4 protein-coding genes are annotated in these 3402 nt (G+C 72.0%); 1 reads left to right on the top strand and 3 read right to left on the bottom strand.

The window, feature by feature from the left end; all coding sequences use genetic code 11:
- Nucleotides 1-347 precede the first annotated feature (347 nt).
- Nucleotides 348-821 (bottom strand): hypothetical protein, encoded by a 474-nt coding sequence (locus tag Q7W29_10925; GenBank protein ID MDO9172329.1) that lies wholly within the window; start codon nt 819-821, stop codon nt 348-350.
- Between the two features lie 69 nt (nt 822-890).
- On the opposite strand from Q7W29_10925, the gene Q7W29_10920 reads away from it, so the two are divergent.
- Nucleotides 891-1658, top strand: coding sequence for a metallophosphoesterase family protein (locus tag Q7W29_10920; protein ID MDO9172328.1), 768 nt, complete (start codon nt 891-893; stop codon nt 1656-1658).
- 24 nt (nt 1659-1682) lie between these two features.
- Here Q7W29_10920 and Q7W29_10915 read toward each other — a convergent pair whose 3' ends face one another.
- Both Q7W29_10915 and Q7W29_10910 read right to left on the bottom strand, forming a co-directional pair.
- Nucleotides 1683-2627 (bottom strand): PorV/PorQ family protein, encoded by a 945-nt coding sequence (locus Q7W29_10915; protein MDO9172327.1) that lies wholly within the window; start codon nt 2625-2627, stop codon nt 1683-1685.
- 58 nt (nt 2628-2685) lie between these two features.
- On the bottom strand, nt 2686-3402 hold a 717-nt coding region (locus Q7W29_10910), incomplete at its 5' end, for a hypothetical protein (GenBank protein ID MDO9172326.1).

Raw genomic sequence — 3402 nt, 5'->3', positions numbered from 1 at the left:
GGCGCGACAGCGAACGGTCCTGCGCCGTCGCCTTGCCGCCCGGCGCGACCGGCAGGCACAGCAGGCACGCCACGGCGAGAGCGGCGATCCTGGCGGCATTCCGAGTGGCGAGGTGTCGAAGAGCGTTCACGCGGGCTCCCGGCTGCAAGGACGTCGCGGACCGCCGGTTCAGTAATCCGGGGCGGTACACAGAACGCGGCAATGCCGGTCGCTTCGTGGGGAGAGCGGCTGGGTGGGACCAGGGTCGGCGGGCCTCGGGGCGGCCAGCCTGTTGCAGGGATGAACCGATCCTACAGCAACAGGATCGAGGCGGTCAAGAACTTTCGCAACTGGACTTCCGCGAACGTTCAGTACGGCGGGGGGTACCCATCGTCGGGGTCACGGCCGGCGTCGGGGTCACGGCCGGCGTCGGGGTCACGGCCGGCGTCGGGGTCACGGCCGGCTTCAGGGTCGCGGTCGGCGGAGGCGTCACGGCGATCCTCGCGGTTGCGGCGCCGGTCGGCGTCGGCAGCCCCCGGCCGGCGGCTCTCGCTGGCACGGATCTCCTCGATCTCGCGCCGCTTCGCCTCCAATTCGGCTTCCAGCTTCTGGATCCGGTCCACGAGGTCCAGCACCGCGGGGTCGGCCCCGAACTCGGTCCGGCCCTGCAGGATGCCCTCGTGGACGAGCTTGCCGATCTCGCTGCGGTGGCGCTCGATGTCGCGGCCGATCCCGAAGATGTCGTAGCGGCGCGACCCGACCCGCGCCATCTCCCCGGTCTTCTCGGCCGCGGTGTCGTACCACGCGCCCATGCTCTTGCGGAGGTCGTCCCAGAGGCCCATCGCGTACTCCCGGGCTACGGTCGAAAACACCTTGCCGCGATCGCGTCATTCATATACTAACATCCGACCATGTTCAAGAACGACCAGCGCACGATCCTGATCGCCGGCGACACGCACTTCAAGCTGCGTCCCGACCCCGCCGAAGTCCGCCGCCGCGACCTCTTCCTGGCCTTCCTCGAGTCGGCCCGCGACGCCGACGAGCTGGTCCTGCTCGGCGACGTCTTCGATTTCTGGTTCGACTACCCCCACTTCCGGCTGCGGGGCTACGAGGAGGTGCTGCACGCCCTCGACGACGTGCGCGACGCCGGCGTCCGGCTGCACTTCGTGGGCGGCAACCACGACATCTGGGCCGCCCGCTTCCTGCACGAGCGCTACGGCACCTCGCCGCGGGGGGAACCCTTCACCATGGACGCGGACGGTCTCCGCATCCGGCTCGTCCACGGCGACGGCCTGCTCGCCCGCGACTGGATCTACTCGTCCTTCCGCCGCCTCGTGCGGCAGCGCGCCGGCGTGCTGTTCGCGAAATCCCTCCACCCGGAGCTGCTCTACGCCTTCTCGCACTGGCTGAGCCACGCCAGCCGCCAGGCCTCGCGCGACGAGCGCCACCTGATCGAGAAGCGCGCGCGACGGCACCTGGCCCGCGCGCGCGGCGACTGGGACCTGCTCCTGATCGGGCACGTGCACCACGCCTTCCGCGTCGCGGAAGGCGGGCGGGAGATGGCGGCGCTGGGCAGCTGGTTCGCCGGGGAGGCGAGCTACGCGATCGTGCGGGGGGGGCGGTTCGAACTGCGCGACTTCGCTGTCGACACCAGCTCTCCGGCCGCGGATCCCCGCTGAAGGAACCTCAGTAACCGGTGCGACTCAATAACCGGCTCGACCCAGCGCCAGCTCCAGTGCGAAGCGGTGCCAGTCGCCCAGGTCGTTGGTGGCCTGCTCGAAGGCGTACCCCAGGGTCAACGGCCCGCGCGCGAAGCCCGCGCCCCAGGTGTAGCCCTGGGATTCGTAGTTGACGCGCGTGCCCAGCCGCAGGGACAGCGCCGGCACCAGGCGGTACTCCGCACCCAGGTGCGCCTTCTCGTTGCCGTCGTTCGGGAACAGGACGTCCGCGGCCAGCGTCAGCTTGCCCGAGAAGAAGTCCTGCTGGGGGTCGTAGGCCAGGCCGAGCCGCCCGGCCTGCGGCAGGGCGAACGGCCCGTCGTCGAGGTTGAGGTCGGGTCCGACGTTGGTCAGCGAGGCGCCGAACCACAGGCCGGGGATCTCGGCGCGGTGGGCGATGAACAGGTCGTAGGCCAGACCCGTGTCGCCGTGCACGTCGATCTCGGTGTGCAGGAGCTTGGCGCCGACGCCGACCGCGAAGACCTCGCCGATCATCCGCGCGTAGTTGACGCCGAGCGCCACCTCGTAGGGGCGGAACGTGCCCAGCGGCACGCCGACGCCGTCCTCCTCGTAGCGCTCGATCTCGTCGGCGTAGAGGCCGGAGAAGATGAAGCCCAGCGAGCCGTGCGGCGTGCGGTGCGCGACGGCGGCCGTCTCCTTGTCGAACAGCCCCCACAGCCGCTGGTGCTGCAGCAGCAGGTCCGTGCCCTCCTGCGTGAAGGCCAGACGCGCCGGGTTCCAGTACACGGCCGACGCTCCGACGGCCGAGGCCACGCCGGCGCCGCCCATGGCGGCCTCGCGCGCGCCCACGGGGTTGCGCAGGGACAGGAACCCCGCCGACCCCGGGGTCCCGGCGCAGGCGGCCCCCGCGAGGAGCAGGGCGGGCAGGAGCGCAGTAAGCGCGCGGCGGCGCGGCGAAACAGACTTCATGACGATCCTTTCCGGCGCGACGGGCGCGCCCAGACCCGCGGACGACGGCCGCGGCGGCTCATCGCGAGACGGCCACCGGCACGACGCTCGTTTCGGAACGGCCGCCGCCCTCGGCGACCAGCCGACAGAGGTACAGACCCGAAGCGAGGCGCGGCAGGTCCAGCCGGACCTCCACGGGTTCGCCCGCGCGGGCGGCGGCGGCGGCCCCGACGGCCACCTCCTCCCCCTCCAGATTGTACAGGAAGACCCGGACTCCGCAATCCCGCAAGACGTCGGCGCGCACGCGCAGGACCGAGCCCGTCAGCGGCGAGGGGTAGCAGACGTGGCTGCCGGCGGCGAGCAGGCCCGCGCCGGTCCAGCCGACGGGAGGCGCCGGTAACGAGGTCTCGCGGTCGGCGCTCCCGCCGTACATCGGCCAGACCGCCTGGGCATCCGAGGTGCCGGCGAGGCTCCAGACCGCCAGACGCGATACGGGTTCTCCGGTGAATCCCCCGCTCGTCGCGACACCGGCGATCCGGGCGAAACTGCCAGCCGCCACCAGTTCGAGGCCCGGGCCGTGGTCGAGGTCCATCAGCAACGGCGTCCCCGCCGTCTCGCCCGCCCCGGACAGCGGCCAACCGGGAACCGGCACGCCGTCCTGGCCGAACAGGAACAGGCGACCATCGGGGCTCGTGAACAGATACCGGCGCGCCCCGTCGAGGTCGAAGGCCAGCGGCTGAGGCTCGGTCCCCGGTGCTGCTGCGGCGGCGTACGTTGCCGGACGTTGCGGCCAGCC

This window comes from bacterium (assembly GCA_030654305.1).
Taxonomy (GTDB): Bacteria; Krumholzibacteriota; Krumholzibacteriia; order LZORAL124-64-63; family LZORAL124-64-63; genus PNOJ01.
The sequence above is the reverse complement of the archived record's forward strand: the minus strand, read 5'-3'. Positions and strand labels throughout refer to the sequence as shown.

Excerpts from the sequence above, each read along its gene's own strand:
- Q7W29_10925 (MDO9172329.1), bottom strand. The coding sequence starts at position 821 with ATGGGCCTCTGGGACGACCTCCGCAAGAGCATGGGCGCGTGGTACGAC.
- Q7W29_10920 (MDO9172328.1), top strand. The coding sequence starts at position 891 with ATGTTCAAGAACGACCAGCGCACGATCCTGATCGCCGGCGACACGCAC.
- Q7W29_10915 (MDO9172327.1), bottom strand. The coding sequence starts at position 2,627 with ATGAAGTCTGTTTCGCCGCGCCGCCGCGCGCTTACTGCGCTCCTGCCC.